Consider the following 14386-nt stretch of genomic DNA (forward strand, 5'->3'; position numbering starts at 1 on the left):
GCTGGGCGGCAATCAGGGCGACGCGGTCACGCTGACGTGGATCGCGAAGACCCGCTGCGTCGCGCGGCGCTGGCCTGTTGGAGTGCCTCTGACCGGCAAGCCCGTCCTCATCGCCGCGAACGGCGTCCCGTTGTCGAGTAACGAGGCGTGACCTGGGCGGCGGTGTGGGCGCTGCTGCGCCGCTTCTGGCCGGTCGCCGCCGTCGCCCTCGCGCTGTTCTTCCGCGCCCAGCGCGACGACGCGCGCCATACGCTTGCCAACGAGCGACTGGCATGGACCGCATCCCTTGAGCGCGCCGACCGCGCACAGGCGGATCGGGAGCGCGGGTACGCTCAGCAGATGGCGGCGGCGGCCACCTCCTTCGCCGACCGGATCGCCGCCCGCGAACCGCTCATCCTTCGATCCACCAACACCGTGAGGGAATATGCTCAGACTGCTGCTGGCCGCGTCATGTGTCGCGGCGCTGACCGGGTGCGCGACATCGATGCGCTCGATGCCGATCTCGCCGACCGAAGTACCGGGGCCGCCAAAGGCAGCGCTGGAGCCTTGCGAGGCGACGCCGCAGCACCGCCAGCCGGACGGTAGCGCTTCCGCCAGCGATGACGACGCCACGATCCGCGACGGTCGCTTCGACCTGAAGCGATGCGACGACAAGCGTCGGCTGGCGATCGAGGCGTGGCCGCGCTCGACGGCGCGACCGGCCGAACGCTGACCTCGACCCTTCACCACAGCCGCCGGCCGCCCGGCACATCACGGGGAGCAGTTCATGAGTACCACCACAGCAGCCGGCGCTACGCTCGGCATTTCGACCGGCACCCCGGCCACTTTCGATCGGGCAGGCTATGCCGCGTTGAACTATGACGACGTAGGTTACGTCGAGAAGATCGGCACCATCGGCAAGGTCTTCGCGAAGACCGAGTTTCAGGCGCTTAAGCGCGCCAAGGACAAGCTGAAGGGGTCGACCGATCAAGGCGCGCTCGCCCCTTCGATGGCCTATGATGAGAGTGATCCCGGCCAGATCACGCTACGCGCCGCCGCAGCCGACACTACTACCCGGCTCTATCCAATTCGCGTCGGGTATCCGACCGGAGAGGTTCGCTATTTCCGGGGTCGTGTCTTCAACGCTGCTGAAGGTGTCGAGGGCGCCGATGGCGTCATCATGACCACTTCCACGATCGAGATTTGCACGCCGATCGTGAAGGTTCCGGGCGGCACCTCGCCCATTCCCAACCCCTCCGTTTTCGCGACTGGCGTCTGGGACGACACCGCGAATTGGGACGACTCTGAAGCATGGAAGGACGCAGCATGACCGTACTCACCAATCTCGCCAATGGCGGTTCCGGCAAGGACTTCCGCGATACCCTCAACGACATGCTGGCGCGGCTTCTCCCGACCGCCGTCGCATCGGCGATGCGAGATCAGGGGCTCGACATCACGCCGCTTGAGCCCGTCGCACTCGCCGCGCTCACGTCGCCGACCGTCTACACCGACTATATCGCTATGATCCGCGCGCTTCTCGTCGGCACGACGGCGGTCGAGACAAACCTCGGAAACGCGAGCGACAATGCCACTCCGGTCTATAGCTGGACGGTCGGCGCGGGCCGCAAGACAATCCTTCTCACCGCTGGGATGCACAGCGGCGAAAACCACGGGCAGCTTGCCGTCATTCGTGTGTTCGAGTGGATTGCGAAGCGCGCGACACCGCTCGCCCGGCGCATCTTCGCAAGTTACAAAGTCATCATGGTGCCGAACGTGAACCCGACCGGGTTCACCGCTGCGAATGGTGGGCGGACCAATGCGAACGGGGTCAACATCAATCGTCAGGGGGCCTATTTTTGGGCGGCCTATGATGAGACGCAGGGGACCGACAACGCCAAGGGGACATCGGCATTCGGTGAGAAAGAGGCGCAGTACATCAAGGCTATTTTCGACGCCAACGATGTCCGCGTCTATGTCGACAATCACAATATGGGAACAACGGGAGCAACGACCGACCTCGTGATCGAGCCGCCGAGCGCCGCAATCTACGCCAATCGGCAAGCGGTTCTTGGGGCGATGGCGCAATTCCGGGCGGCAACTGGCGCGACCGTTGCGACGCTTAGCAACGGTGCGTCCTTCGAGCCGACAATCATGAATTGGGCGTCCTACTACATGGGCGTTCTGAAGGGGAACAGCGATGCTGTGACAGCGCTAATCGAATGCCTGTCGAACGCGAAGGGCAGCACGGATCGAGCTGCAACCGCCGACCTCATGACGATGTATGGGACGGGCATCATCAGCCTGATCCGCGCGCACATGGAGGGTAACGGACGGGCGGACCAGCGACTGCCTGTCACGCTCTACCAGCGCAGGGACAACAACGACAGCGCCACGAGCATCGCACAAGGCGGCACCCTGATCGATCAGACGGTTGCCACCGCGCTTCAGTACGACGCCATGCAGTCCGTAACGATCGCGTCAGGCACCAAGCGCCCCTACAGGGATTTCATCTTGCCGGGCGCCGGAGTCGTGTTCCACTTCGTCCAGATGGATCTCGTCAGCAGCGGGAGTGCGGAACAGGTCGACCTTGCCCTAAGCTGGAATGGCGTCGTGTCTGGGCTGTATGCCAACTCGTTCATCCTGCCCGCGACCAACAACGCGGTGACCACAGTGAACCTGCTGTGGATGACTCATCAGGCCACGGCTCCCGATGCCGTCAGGATCGACCGTTTCGCGGTCACCGCGAAGAAGGCCGCGGCTGGGACGACCAACCCCCGCTTCACCAAGTTCAGGCACTTCATGCAGTTCTTCCCGTACAACCCGCTTGAAACGCTCGGTGCACAGTCGATCGTGCCGCAACCAGTTGTTACTTGACCATATCGGTAGCATGAGCCCGGCCGGCGACGGCGTGAACCCTCAAGTCACCCCGTCGGAAGTCGATCAATCACTCGGCTGGCGGCGGCGTAAGCCGTCCCGCCAGCCGGGACATCGTCTCGAACGATCGCTCGGGCACCAATTGTCGCGTCATCGCCAATTGCAATCCGTCCAACGATGGTAGCGTGCGCGTATATTGTCACGCGATCTCCAAGCACTGGGTAATCCGCTTGTCGTTCCGATCGGCGACCGATCGTAGTTCCCTGATAAATCGTCACATCCGAACCGATGACAGCGCCGTCGCCAATGACGATGCCGATTGGATGAGGGAGGCGAAGGCCTGCACCGATGATGGCGGTTGGGTTGATGTCGCAGCCGTAATCTCTCAGAATACGCCGCCGAGCCCATACCGAGAGAAGATTTCCAACTACGGTTCCCCGGCTCTTGCCCCATCGGGAGACACGGTAGAGGGTCGCGACAGCGAAGCCGGGATTTATGAACCATCCAATTACCGCGCTCTTCACTCCGATACGTTGCGAGTTGGCGTAAAGGTCATGCCTCCAGCTCGGCCGAGCGTTGAAATCGTGCGCCACGTTTAGCCTACTTTCCAACCTATGCTTAGCAGTCAGGGAGGCGATTGAGGTTCGGCACGATGGCAGGCCCATTCTCGTCAATTTCGATGTGCACGCCCTCACCAGCCAAGCGTGCTGCGACATCGTATGAAACTTCTAACGGCTGTCCAATTATTTCCTCAATCATCTGACTCAACATATCCCATCGCACCATTTCGGCGGGCGTCGATGCATGTCGAAATTGAGCGAAGATATAATCTGCCACACAATCACCATGCTCGCTCACAAGTGCAAAGGCGAACTTTAGTCGGTCAGATTTTGTTGGCAGCGGTGGTAAGGGCTTTATCTCTGGATAAGGTGGGAAGTTATGAATGCCTTGATCGCCAGTCTCAGCCATCACGCTTGCGCCTAAATCCGAATTTGCCTGCCGCTTTACGCGACCATTTCTGATTGGCGACGCATCGCCAGATCAACAGTGAGGCCGCGCATCTCCGTAGCCGCGCGATAGCACCGCGAGCGTCTCAAAGGCAACGACGGGAGAGGCGGGCATACATCAGGGGCGGTGAGTGTCCGACGGACCACGCCGGCCGAGAATGAGGTCAGCCTCCACCACCCCAGCCTGAGCGTCAAGCTCAAGAAGGCCGATGAGCGTTAGCAACGGCGCTCGCAGAGCGTCGACCGTTTCAGCAGTCGCAATCGCCTGCTTTACAGCCCGAACCGCGGCCAGCTTCTCATTAACCCCGACCATCCGAAATCCCCTCCGATGCGGTGTTCAACACCGCCATTCGTCTCGCCGGTAACTCAGTTTGTCGCGCCAAACCAGATGATCTTCATGGCGATCTCATGAGAGCATTGACGGGACAATGGGCCTGTCGGGCGCGGCCTCTCCCAAGGAAAACCGCATGACCCTTCTCAGCGTTCACCCGCATTACAGCATGATCCCGGCGGACGATTTCGCCGCGGACTTTCCACGCGCCGCAATTGTCGGCATCAACCTCAATCAGACCAGCCCGGCCGAACTGCTCAGCAGCGCGCCATGGGCGATCGGGCTGGGGCAGAAAGCCCTTGCTCGCGGACGCGAGGTTCTATGGTCCGTGCCGTTCCCCGGCGCGCGGCAACTTGAGGCGGTCAACGAGGGCCGCCACGACGATCTCTATCGGTCGATCACCGACCAGCTCGTGCGGGCAATTCCCGGCACTGGCCGCATCCTCGTTCGCCTTCCGTGGGAGTTCAACCTCAAGGGCAACCCGGAGAACCTGTTCGTCGACAAGGCGGGCAAGCCAAACCACTCGCTGGGACTGCTGGCATGGCGGCGCATCGCCGGGCTGTTTCGCGCGCGGTCGCCGCGTTTTCAGTTGGTATGGTCGCCCGACATCGAGCACCCCTCCGCCAGCGTCGTCGATCCGATCAAGGCATGGCCGGGCGTCGAGTTCGTCGACATCATCGCGCCCGACCTCTACGTCGCGTACAAGTTCCAGCATAAGCCGGGAGACTATACCGGCGGCTGGTTCCGCGCGCCGCTGCTGGCGCTTCGCGCTTTTGCCTATGAGAAGGGCAAGCCGTTCGGCCTCGCCGAAACCGGAACCGACAGCGACGACTTCGCCGCCGACGTGGCGATGTGGCTGGACGATGTCACCAGCGCCAAGAGCGGTTGCGCCTTCGTTTCATGGTGGAACGACTGGCAGGTCGTCGATTGCCGCATCACCGGTGGGCGGCTCCCGAAGATCGCCGCCGCCGTCGCGAAGCTGTGACGTGAGCGGCGTCTGCGACTGCTGCGGCGCGCCGCGGCAGAAGCGGGTCGAACGGGGCTCATTGTCGGCGATTGATGAGCCCTACACGATCTTCTGGGAGGGAAAGCGCGTGCCGCTCTATGCGTCCGAGGCTCGTGTCGCGTTCGAGCTGGTACGCTGGGGTCAGATATCTATCGAGCGCATCTGCCTGCTTGCCCCGCTTGCCGAAGACGGCAACGACGAGTGGCTGGCGCACACCCGAATATCCCGCATTCGCGCCAAGCTGCGCGACGCCGGTGCGATGGTGAAGATCGCAAACCGTCGGAATTACGGTTGGGAATTGCGCCCGGCCAACTAATTTGAACACGACCGCAGGTCCATCGGATATCCGATCGGCCGAGCGGGGGTGACGTGCTGGAACACGCCACCGACGGGCAAGTAGGACCGACCCGTCACGCGCGGCTGGCCTAGCCGCAACGCCCCGCACCCGTGCACCGGGCGGGGCTCCTGTGAGCATCCTGATTTATGGAGTCGAGTCATATCGTTACCCCGCAGCCGGTCTTCGGCGGCGGCGCTGCCGGCGAGTGCGCCGGTTACCTGTTCGATCCTTCGTCCAGCCTGATCGGCGCGCGCGAGGCGATCGGCTTCGGATCGCCCGACTTCTATGTCGCGATCATGGATCGCGACGAAGCGAACGCGGTCATCATCTCCAACCACTACAGCGGTCGCATCTACCGCGGCACGACCCTGCACCTCGGCGTCTGGATAGGCGGCGATCGGCTGGGCGTGCTGCAATACGGCTATGCCATGAACCCCGCCTCGGCGGGCAGCGTGGTCACCGGCACCGGCATGACCGAATATCTCGAACTCAACCGCATGTGGCTGGACGATCGTGCGCCACGCAACAGCGAGAGTAGGGCGCTGGCGGCATCAATCCGGCTGATCCGCCGCATCCGGCCGGCGGTCAAATGGATACAGTCGTTCGCCGATGAGCGCTGCGGGCTGTTCGGCGTCGTGTACCAGGCTGCGGGCTTCACCTTCCACGGTGAGCATCGCGGCATCTTCTGGGAACTCGACGGTGACTGGTATCACAACACGTTGATGACGGCGGGCGGGAAGCGCGCCGAGGCACCGCGGGCCGCGCACCTGATCGCCAATCGCGATCGGGCTGTGCGTCACACGCTGCGCCAGTTCCGGTATCTGCGGTTCCTCAAGCCCCGGTTCGCCAAAGGATGCCGCTACCCGGTCAAGCCTTTCCCGAAACCGGATTATTGCAACGAGCCGGCACGCCCGGCATAGTGCCATTCTCCTGTTCCCGCTCTCGCCGGATAGTGCCGTTCGCGACGGTGCCGGTGATCGGGCTTGGAGGGGCGTGCTTCGCGCCTGCCCCTTTTTTCCGCCCAATAGCACGAACATCCGAAAAGGTTTGGATCACCAACCTTTTAGCAGTTGCAGTTCGCCTCTAGCAGAGGCAGCAGCACCCATGCGGCCCGTCCATCGGACGAGCGCGGTTCCCCCGCGTGCGAGGACGGTGCGACCCCGTCGGGCCGCTCCATCATCAAGCGAACGGCACCTCGACTGGCGACCCTTCGAAGTCGCGAATTGCCCGTTCCATCGGCGACAGATGCAGCTCGGTCTGCACCGCCCTGAAGTCTTCCCTGACGTGGATCGAGCGAGTTGTGTCGCCCATATTGAGGGTGATGAACGTGCCGGCTCGGTCGGCATCAGGCTCGATCAGAACCACCCGGTTGCGATCAAGCTCGATGTCGTGCCCGTCTTCGATACGATGCATCAGGATTAGGTCCGCCATCTTCACCACCTTAGCCGAGAGTCGCTGTCCGCTTCTTGATGGACGCAATCGCGGCGGCTGCGAAGCCCCGGAAGATGTGCTGCCAATAGGCCCCGCATTCTGCCCACGGCACGTCGTCGAGCGTACCGTGTCGACGGCTCTCCCAAAGGTCGTCGGCGACCTGCTCGACCAGCACCTCGTCGCCCGGGCCGCCACCGGCGCAGAGCGCGCATGGTTGATTGTGGCCGATGCCGGGCGTCAGGCCGCTATCGGTCGCCATAGCTCCCTCACGCCGAGCGCGCGTTCGTCCAGGCCGAAGAAGTCGGCGAGCTGGCGATGCTCCGCTTCGGTCAGCGCTGCGGGCTTCCCGATCCTGACGAACGCGGCCAGATAGGGGTTGGGGCGGCCGAGCATTCGCGACAGCTCAGCAAAGGAATAGGGGCTTGCCTCGACGATCGCCTTGAGCGCGCGCCGCGGGCACGGCTCGCGGCGATCCATGATCCCGCCGGCCGGCATCAGTAAGCCGCCCAATCAAGCTCGGCGTCATCGACCGCCTCGAACATATCACCGTCGGCCTGCAAGGCGCGCAGTCGCGCGCGCACGTCCTCGGGGTTGCCCTGCTTGGGGAAAGATCGGTCGGCGGCGGCTCCGGCCGCCAGCGTGCCGATCAGCCCGCCGCGATCCTTCTGCGCCAACAGCCATGCTCCGAACGCGATCGGGGCAGGGGCGGTGTCCATCTGCATCGTCATGATCGAAATCCTCTTGACCGACTCGGGCCGGATGCGAACATATCCGTTCCGCGTTTGTTCTTCAATGCGCGGGTAGGTGATGGGCTGGAACGACTTCAGTTTGGCGGCGGTCGGCTGCGGCTATGACAATGACGATGGGAGCAGCCGCCAGCTTGAGCTGGCGGAGTGTCGACCGGGCGATCGGGTCGAGCTGATCCGCCAGCCTGACAACCCGCACGATCATCTCGCCGTCGCGATCTTCACCGCCAGCGGCACCTGCGTCGGGTATCTCGGGCGCGACCGGGCAAGCTGGATCGCGCCCAAGATCGACCGGGGGTATCCGGTCAACGCGATCGTCGAGCGGGTGAAGGGCGCGCATCTGCCCGACGCCGTGCTGGGTCTGGTGGTGCGGCTGAACATGGAAGGCGAAGAACCCGACCTTCCACATGCCGCCTGATTGGTGTACCAAAATGCAACAATCGAGAGTGGGGTATCTAGTGGGGTATCATTGAAGCGGCGGGTACCAAAGAGGGCGTAAATCCTCTGTTTTTTGGCTTGATTAGGGCGGGCACCCTCTCCGCCACAAATTCCCCGATCTGCCGAACCGACCGACGTTGAGGGCACGGCGACGTCGACGGGATCTTGCGTCCCACAATCGCGCACCCGGTGCCCGGCATCACAGCGCTTTGCTCAGGCGGAGCCCGATCGTCCGCGGTGGGCCGACCAGGTAGGAAAAATAGCTGGTCGCCGTCGTGTTGCCCGGCGAGGTCGTGAACTCCTGGCCGAATACCGGCACCGCGTCGAACAGGTTGGTGACGAACAGGTCGACCGCCAGACCGCCGCCCATCCTGACCCCGGCCGAGGCATCGACCAGCGTGTAGGCCGGACGCGGCAACACCTCGCCCTCCCCGAAGCCGCTGTTGCTCGCACCCACATGCCGGATCGCCGCGAACACCGTGCCGCGCAGCCTGTGCAGCAGCGCGACATCGTAGGTGCCGCGCGCGTTCCACGTCCAGCGCGGTACGTCGAGAACGCGCGACCCCGCCGGTAGCAGGAGGTTCGGCACCTCGTTGCGATAGGTGGCATCGGTAAACGAGCCGCCGGCATGAAGATCGAGTCCGTCGAGCGGAGCGGCGGACACTTCAAGCTCGCCGCCGCGGCTGCGCACCCGACCGGCGTTGACAGTGAAGGAGATCGTCGTGGCGTTGTTGATCCCGCACGCCGTCTGGAACGCCTGCTGATAATCCTTCCACTCGATCAGATAGGCGGAGGCGTTGACCCGCAGGCGACCACCCCACAGGCTGGTCTTGCCGCCCAATTCGTAATTGTCGGTCCGGTCGCTGCCGAACGGCGGTGGCACGTCGGGAATGCCCGCCAGGCGTCGTTCCGCCGCCGAACAGATGGTGTCGCTCACCGGGGCGTTGACGCCGCCGGTGCGGAACCCTTGCGAATAGCTGGCATAGATCGTTGCCGCCGGGCCCGGTTCGTAGCTCAACGTGACGCGCGGGGTGATGCCGTGCTCGCGGTTGCGCTCGTCATAGTCATAGGCCAGATCGCCCCCGGCGACACCGCCGATCCCGAACCGTCGGCTCGCCTCACGCTGACGATAGGAAAAGGCGCGCGCGCCCGCTGCGACTTTCACCCCCGGCACGAGCGCGTAGGTCAGCTCGCCGAACGCGGCGGCTTCAGTTTCGCGGAAGCGGACGGCGGTGTCCTGAATGACGGGCGGCGTGCCGGCACCGAGCGGAAGAGGCGCGGCAATGCCGAACAGATTCGATACGGTGATGGTGCGCCCGGACCGCTGGTGAAGGTCGCGGTAGAAGGCGCCCAGCACATATTGCAGCCGCCCGGTGCCGTCGGAGACGGCCCGCACCTCCTGCGTGAACTGGTCGGTCCGCCCGATGTCCACCAACGGAGTCGGGAACAGCCTTCCGCCCGGACCGGGGCCGACGATATTCTCGACGATCGGAGAATCGAAGGCGGTGACGTCGAACGAGAGGCTGTTGTGTCGGTCCAGCCAGGAGGAATTGGACGACAGCGTGAAGCCGCCCAGCGCGTCGAAGCGGTTCTCGATCAGCAGCGAGCCGATGACGAACCTGTCCCGGGCGAACGTGTCGTCGTATCGCGCCTTCAGCCGCGCCCGCTTGCCGAATGTCACGTCGCTGTGCGGTCGATCAGCGTTGCTGTAAACGTCCTGCCAGATCAACGATGGCGTGATCGCCAGCGTCGGCGTCGCAGTCCAGCGCAACGCCGCCCGGACGAAGCCGGTGCGCGTCCAGTTGACGTCCTTTCGCACCCGTGGGGTTCCGGCGTTTTCGGTCAGATTTCCCGTGGTGGGGCGCAGGTCGTCGATCCAGCCGCCCTGGCGGACGATTCCGCCGGACACGCGCAGCGCCAGCGCGTCGGCGACGATCGGCAGGTTGAGCATCACCTTCGCATCACCGCTCGCGCCGCCATCCTGGATGGTCGATACGCTCACCTGCCCGAGCGCATCGATCCTCGACGCGTCGGGCAGGTTGGTCACCACTCGCACCAGGCCGCCCATCGCCGACGACCCGAACAGCACCCCTTGCGGCCCGCGCAATATCTCGACGCGGGCGATGTCGAACAATTGCGGATCGGGCTGTGAAAAGCCGCGCAGCGCGCGCGTCTGAAGCTGGGTTTCGTCGAGATAGACGCCGGTCGTCGGCGACTGGACGAAGCCGACGCCGCCGATCCCGCGGACGATGTATTGCGAGTTGCCCGGGCCGGTGGTCGCGAAGGCCACCCCCGGCACGCTGTCAGCGATCCGGGAGAAATCCTGTGCGTCGAGATGGGTCAGCAGGTCGGCAGATCGAATGGTGATGCTGGCCGGGACCTCCTGAAGGGTCTGCGGCCTCTTGAATGCGGTGACGACGATGTCGCCGGCCTTGTCGGCGCGGTCATCGGACGGGGCTTGCTCCTGCGCACAGGCAGGCTGGACGAACAGCAGGCAGCGCAGGAACGCCCCTGCCAACAGGTAGGATCGGGTCATGGGAATGCCTTTGTCCGGCCCGGCGACATGCGCGGGGCCGTGAACGTGAAGGTGCGTCCCGGGGGCGGGGCGCACGCGATCAGTCGGTCAAAGGCGGGCCGGCGGCCCTCGCAAGGGTGGACGGAGATATACCCTGGCAGAGGCCGGCGGCAGCGTCCGTCCCGCCAACCCGGCGCTCAGGACGAAGGCGATCAGGGCGGCGAGCTGGATCTGATCGGCCGCACCCAGCGCCGCGGCCGACAGGCCCGCGAAGGCGCACGGCATCCCGGCCTTGCCGTGATCAGACGACTGGCCGTGCTCGGCTCCATGCCCGGCGGTGTCGCCGTGCATCTGCATCGTCATCGCGGCCGGGACGGTGCCCGGGCAGATGGTGATGGCGATGCGGCCGTGGTCGGCGTCGATCATATAGCCGGTCGGCACCAGCAGCTTCAGCAACAGCGTCGCCGCGCAGATGAGCACGCTGAGGTGGCGTTGCGCGAGAAGATGCCGGAAGAGCTGCAACGGAACCCGTTTAGGGCTGGGGGCGGCGACTGTCACTCGGACATTCCGGCGCGCGCGCTTCAGACTTCGCGGTTGAGATACATGACGAACGCCGTGCCGCCCTCCCTGCTCGCCTCCTCGTCGGGGCCGGACGAATAGCCGAGCGCCGCTATCGCCTTGAGCAGGTCGTCGCTGCGCAGCGCGGATCGGGCCGCGGCCGGATCGATGCTGGTCATCCCTGCCACTTCGCACAGGGTGACGGTGCAGGTGACGACGACGTCGCGCGCATCCGCGAGCGCAGCCCTGGCGCGGAAGGCGGTTTCCACCTGCCGCTCGATCAGCGGGCCGCGGGGATCGCGCGGTTGCACGTCCGTCGCCTGGTCCATCACGCGCGTGTCGGCCGTCGCATGGGCCAGTGCCGCCTTCGCAAGCGGCGAGCGCGGACGGTGCGCTCCCATCGGGGCAGGTGGTGCAGCCGCACCCTTTGCCACCGGTGCCGTCGTGGCCGCGGTGCCGCCCGGCACGACCGTCACGTCCCCGCGTACGGTCGCGGGGCGGTCGGGGCGCAGCATGAGTGCCGCGCCCCCGAGTGCGAGGATGGTCAGGCCCGCGATGGCCGGAGGCGAGCCCATGCGGAGCCGGCGCGTCATGACACGAACGACCATTTGTCGTTCGGGGCGGTGGCGCTGCACTTGTAATCGATGATCTTGCCGCCGCGCGTCCGCGAGTCGCCCGATACGTTCAGGCACAAGCCGCTGGCGCGGTTGACGATCTGCGACCCCGATACCGTCCATTGCGAGCGGTTTCCGATCCCGCAGGTCGTCTGGACCACGCTGCTCCCGTCGGTGCCTTCAGCCAGGCAGAGCCCGCTCTGCTGGAAGACGAACTGCGTATAGTCGCCCACAGTGCGACGTTCGACCTGTTCGTTGGAGAAGGCACCGCAATCCCACTGGATGATGCCGCTTTCGTAATTGCGCGCCTGATTGGCGACGTTCAGGCACAGTCCGCTGGACCCCGCCTTCACCGTCGCGAGCGTCGTCCCGCTAAAACCGTTCGCGATCGTGCCGGCGGCGGTATCGAGCGTGATCTGCGACGATGTCGGCATGGCCAGCGAGGTGCTGGTGGGAAACGTGACGGGCAGCCAGACATAGGTGGAATCGTTGGGCTGCTGACTGGTCGCCGGACCCCAGCGATCGCCGAGATAGAGGTAGGACGTCCCGCTCGTCCCCGTCAGCGGCTGCACCCAGGTGGATTGCGAGTTGTAGGTTCGGGGATCCCCGAAGGCGGTGGGGGAGGTCCAGGGGCCGGCCATGCTGGTGGCGGTCTGATAGGCGGCCTGGTTCGGGTTCCATCCCGTCGCCGCCGAGGTCAGCAGGAAATAGACGCCATTGCGTTTGAAGACGGCCGGTGCTTCGCGATGATTGCCCGCGAGCACCGTCACCAACGAGTCGATACCCGTGAAGCTGGCGTTGAGTTTGTAGATGTTGAGATCGTAATTGTTCTTGGCGGCCGAGATGAGGTAACCGGTGCCATCGTCGTCCAGGAACAGCGTCATGTCGCGCGATTCGTTGTCGAGCGGGCGAAATTCGTTTTGATAGACGTAATTGCCGTCGACCGTGTCAGATGTCGCGACGACGACCCTGGCTTCGTTGTAATTGGTGCCGTTCTCCTTGTGCGCCCACAAGACATATTTGCTCGTCGCGGCGTTATAGATGATCTTCGGCCGTTCGATGTTCGACGTGTTGAGGCTGGTCGCCGAGTTGGATGTCAACACGTCGTTGGCGAAGGTCCAGGTCTTCAAGTCGGTGGAGCGGTACATGCTGACCGCCTTGAAAAGGTAGCCGTTCCGGTTCTCACCGAAGAGATAATAGGTGTCGTCGACCTTGATGATGCCGGCGCCATGCGCCTGTATCGGATTTCCCGCAGTGTCGGCGAATTGCGAGCCGTTGTTGACGGCGACGGGATCTGCCCAGGCGGGCGTCGTGGTGGCGATCATGGCGGCCGACGCGGCGCACCAGACGGATTTCCATGCAGACATGGTTCCACTCCTCTCCATGGTCATCGGCTCAGGCCGACGATCCGCGACGAGGCTAGGTCGGCAAAATAAGTATGACAAGTACGTATCAACACACAAATGCCGGACAATCAGTTCGCCCGGAATAAGTCACGGGCATATTCAGGAGCCTTCGCATAACGAAGATGATGTAAAATCAGGAGATTTTGCGGCGTCTGCGTCGGGCGGAATACTTTCCGGAGCGATCGGCGACGTGCGGTGTTGCTCAAAAGCAGGCGATGCGTCACGTGATACGTCATGGATCAAAACTCGATAGCGCCCCGCGCCAGATCAAGGACGGACGCGCGAATCCAGAAGTCGCGCGCAGCGTTGCGCGGGGCGCTGATCGAGATGCTTGCCGAGCAGGCGCTCGCCGACGTCGCCATCGGGGCGCTCGCCGAGCGGGCGGGGGTCGGCTATGCCACCTTCTTTCGTCATTACCGGGACAAGGAAGCCTTGCTCGCCGATATTGCGGACGCGCTGATCGCCGATCTGCTGGTGCGCATGGTGCCGTTCGTCCTGGCTGGTGACGGACTGGCGGCGTTCCACGCGCTGGCTGCCACGGTCGAGGAAAGCCGCGGGCTGTGCCACGCCCTCCTGACCGGCGCCGGCGATGCGATGCGCCACACGATCACCGAACGGGCGATCGCCCAGTCGATGGCGGCGCCCGACACCTCCCCGTCGTGGCTCCCGCGCGAACTGGCGGTGACGCATATGGTCGGCGCGGTGTTGACCATCCTGACCTGGTGGCTGGAGCGGGAGCCGTCGCTGTCGACGGATGACATGGCCGCTATTCTCCACAGGCTGGTCCTCGCACCGGTTATGTCCGACCGCCACACGTCCTCGTAGCCCGCATTCCGCCCTGCGTGACGCAGAACGGTGGATGCAGCGGGACACTACCGGCCCGGCCACCAAGAAGTTATGCCATTTAAGCGGAAAGGCTTGAAATTGGCTATCTTTTGGTTTTGAATGGCTTTGATCGTGGCCAGGCAGTCGAGGGCCGCCCCGCGCGAGACGTTTTCTGAGGCAATAAGACGTGTGGCGGACGCGCCGCGCGGAAAATTGGTGCAGATCAATGCCTTCGACGCTGGTTGCGCTTGACAAAGCGACCGCTGCGATCATTAAATAAAAAAGCCTTATTAAATAAAACATGTTTTCAGGGATGAAG

At 64.1% G+C, this 14386-nt stretch carries 17 protein-coding genes; 8 read left to right on the top strand and 9 right to left on the bottom strand.

The genetic code is table 11. The features are described 5' to 3' along the window. Positions 1–147 precede the first annotated feature (147 nt). The 3 genes from PGN16_RS00005 to PGN16_RS00015 all read left to right on the top strand — a co-directional run bounded on the left by PGN16_RS00005 (position 148) and on the right by PGN16_RS00015 (position 2853). Positions 148–585 (top strand): hypothetical protein, encoded by a 438-nt coding sequence (locus PGN16_RS00005; protein ID WP_335307376.1) that lies wholly within the window; start codon positions 148–150, stop codon positions 583–585. Positions 586–766: 181 nt separating this feature from the next. Beyond that, the gene (locus PGN16_RS00010; RefSeq protein WP_335307377.1) at positions 767–1309 is read left to right on the top strand and encodes a hypothetical protein; all 543 of its coding nucleotides are present in this window, start codon (positions 767–769) and stop codon (positions 1307–1309) included. After that, the gene (locus PGN16_RS00015; RefSeq protein ID WP_335307378.1) at positions 1306–2853 is read left to right on the top strand and encodes a M14 family metallopeptidase; all 1548 of its coding nucleotides are present in this window, start codon (positions 1306–1308) and stop codon (positions 2851–2853) included. The genes PGN16_RS00010 and PGN16_RS00015 overlap by 4 nt, the downstream gene beginning before the upstream one ends. A 618-nt stretch (positions 2854–3471) precedes the next feature. Here the strand turns inward: PGN16_RS00015 and PGN16_RS00020 are convergent. Next, the gene (locus tag PGN16_RS00020; protein ID WP_335307379.1) at positions 3472–3822 is read right to left on the bottom strand and encodes a hypothetical protein; all 351 of its coding nucleotides are present in this window, start codon (positions 3820–3822) and stop codon (positions 3472–3474) included. A gap of 505 nt (positions 3823–4327) precedes the next feature. Here PGN16_RS00020 and PGN16_RS00025 point away from each other — a divergent pair. The 3 genes from PGN16_RS00025 (at position 4328) to PGN16_RS00035 (ending at position 6454) form a co-directional block, all read left to right on the top strand. After that, positions 4328–5176, top strand: coding sequence for a hypothetical protein (locus PGN16_RS00025; RefSeq protein WP_335307380.1), 849 nt, complete (start codon positions 4328–4330; stop codon positions 5174–5176). A 1-nt stretch (position 5177) separates the two neighbouring features. Then, positions 5178–5513, top strand: coding sequence for a hypothetical protein (locus tag PGN16_RS00030; protein ID WP_335307381.1), 336 nt, complete (start codon positions 5178–5180; stop codon positions 5511–5513). A 167-nt stretch (positions 5514–5680) separates the two neighbouring features. Next, a complete protein-coding gene (locus PGN16_RS00035; RefSeq protein ID WP_335307382.1) occupies positions 5681–6454 on the top strand; it encodes a Mom family adenine methylcarbamoylation protein in 774 nt (257 codons plus the stop codon). Between the two features lie 259 nt (positions 6455–6713). Here PGN16_RS00035 and PGN16_RS00040 read toward each other — a convergent pair whose 3' ends face one another. From PGN16_RS00040 to PGN16_RS00055, 4 genes are read right to left on the bottom strand one after another with little or no spacing between them, the layout of a single operon-like run. After that, on the bottom strand, positions 6714–6965 hold the full coding sequence (locus PGN16_RS00040; RefSeq protein ID WP_335307383.1) for a hypothetical protein: 252 nt from the start codon (positions 6963–6965) through the stop codon (positions 6714–6716). Positions 6966–6975: 10 nt separating this feature from the next. Further along, complete coding sequence (locus tag PGN16_RS00045; protein WP_335307384.1) at positions 6976–7224, bottom strand: hypothetical protein; 249 nt, start codon at positions 7222–7224, stop codon at positions 6976–6978. Next, on the bottom strand, positions 7203–7442 hold the full coding sequence (locus PGN16_RS00050) for a hypothetical protein (protein WP_335307385.1): 240 nt from the start codon (positions 7440–7442) through the stop codon (positions 7203–7205). The genes PGN16_RS00045 and PGN16_RS00050 overlap by 22 nt, the downstream gene beginning before the upstream one ends. A 17-nt stretch (positions 7443–7459) precedes the next feature. After that, complete coding sequence (locus PGN16_RS00055) at positions 7460–7693, bottom strand: hypothetical protein (RefSeq protein WP_335307386.1); 234 nt, start codon at positions 7691–7693, stop codon at positions 7460–7462. A 79-nt stretch (positions 7694–7772) separates the two neighbouring features. On the opposite strand from PGN16_RS00055, the gene PGN16_RS00060 reads away from it, so the two are divergent. Beyond that, positions 7773–8129: an HIRAN domain-containing protein gene (locus tag PGN16_RS00060; protein ID WP_335307387.1), complete on the top strand. Its 357-nt coding sequence runs from the start codon at positions 7773–7775 to the stop codon at positions 8127–8129. 219 nt (positions 8130–8348) lie between these two features. Here the strand turns inward: PGN16_RS00060 and PGN16_RS00065 are convergent, their stop codons facing one another. The 4 genes from PGN16_RS00065 to PGN16_RS00080 all read right to left on the bottom strand — a co-directional run bounded on the left by PGN16_RS00065 (position 8349) and on the right by PGN16_RS00080 (position 13203). Further along, on the bottom strand, positions 8349–10685 hold the full coding sequence (locus tag PGN16_RS00065) for a TonB-dependent receptor (RefSeq protein ID WP_335307388.1): 2337 nt from the start codon (positions 10683–10685) through the stop codon (positions 8349–8351). A gap of 87 nt (positions 10686–10772) precedes the next feature. After that, the gene (locus PGN16_RS00070) at positions 10773–11186 is read right to left on the bottom strand and encodes a DUF2946 family protein (protein ID WP_335307389.1); all 414 of its coding nucleotides are present in this window, start codon (positions 11184–11186) and stop codon (positions 10773–10775) included. Positions 11187–11245: 59 nt separating this feature from the next. Then, positions 11246–11815, bottom strand: a complete 570-nt coding sequence (locus PGN16_RS00075) for a hypothetical protein (protein WP_335307390.1) — start codon at positions 11813–11815, stop codon at positions 11246–11248. Continuing rightward, entirely contained in the window at positions 11812–13203 is a 1392-nt protein-coding gene (locus PGN16_RS00080; protein ID WP_335307391.1) for a family 43 glycosylhydrolase, read from the bottom strand. The genes PGN16_RS00075 and PGN16_RS00080 overlap by 4 nt, the downstream gene beginning before the upstream one ends. A 345-nt stretch (positions 13204–13548) precedes the next feature. Here PGN16_RS00080 and PGN16_RS00085 point away from each other — a divergent pair, with 345 nt between their 5' ends. After that, positions 13549–14067: a TetR/AcrR family transcriptional regulator gene (locus tag PGN16_RS00085; protein WP_335307392.1), complete on the top strand. Its 519-nt coding sequence runs from the start codon at positions 13549–13551 to the stop codon at positions 14065–14067. The last annotated feature ends 319 nt before the right edge of the window (positions 14068–14386 follow it).

Source organism: Sphingomonas phyllosphaerae, assembly GCF_036946485.1.
In the GTDB taxonomy this organism is placed as follows: Bacteria; Pseudomonadota; Alphaproteobacteria; order Sphingomonadales; family Sphingomonadaceae; genus Sphingomonas; species Sphingomonas phyllosphaerae_E.